The organism is Methylomonas rivi, assembly GCF_024505165.1.
Lineage (GTDB): Bacteria > Pseudomonadota > Gammaproteobacteria > Methylococcales > Methylomonadaceae > Methylomonas > Methylomonas rivi.
The window spans coordinates 1-571 of sequence record NZ_JANIBK010000373.1 but is presented as its reverse complement, the minus strand read 5'-3'; the positions used below and the strand labels follow the sequence as shown (position 1 = coordinate 571).

The 571-nt window shown below is 60.6% G+C and carries 1 protein-coding gene; it reads left to right on the top strand.

Annotated elements, in window-relative coordinates:
• The coding region (locus tag NP596_RS21805; RefSeq protein WP_256617467.1) for an AMP-binding protein at positions 1-571 on the top strand (571 nt) is incomplete at both ends.

Genomic DNA, 571 nt, shown 5'->3' with positions numbered 1-571 from the left:
TTATCCGGCCGAGCGGCGGGCCTTGATACTGGCCGATGCCGGCGTCACGTTGTTGTTGACCCGGGAAGCACTCAATGCTGAACTTGCAGCGGACCAGGTAGGCGATGCGGACCCGATGGATTTGAAGACGACGAGAGACGGAGTCATCTACCTCGACCGCGACAGTTCGGCCATAGCCCGTTATCCCGCGACAAACCCTACGGTGAGCCTGCATCCCTTGCATCTGGCCTACCTGATCTACACCTCCGGCTCCACCGGTCGGCCCAAGGGCGTGGCGGTGAATCACCGCAACGCGGTACATTCCACTTGGTCCCGGCTGACGGGTTATCCCGAACCGGTCAAAGCCTATCTGCTGCTGTCCTCGTTTGCTTTCGACAGCTCGGTGGCGGGCATTTTCTGGACCCTGGCTCAAGGCGGCTGTTTATATCTACCCCATGACGACGACAGCAAAGACCCGGTGGCGCTGGCAGCGCTGATCGAGCAAGGGCGCATCTCCCACCTGTTAGCCTTGCCCTCGCTGTATGCCGTGCTCTTGGAACAAGCGCCCCACACCTTAAGCAGCCTGCAGGTT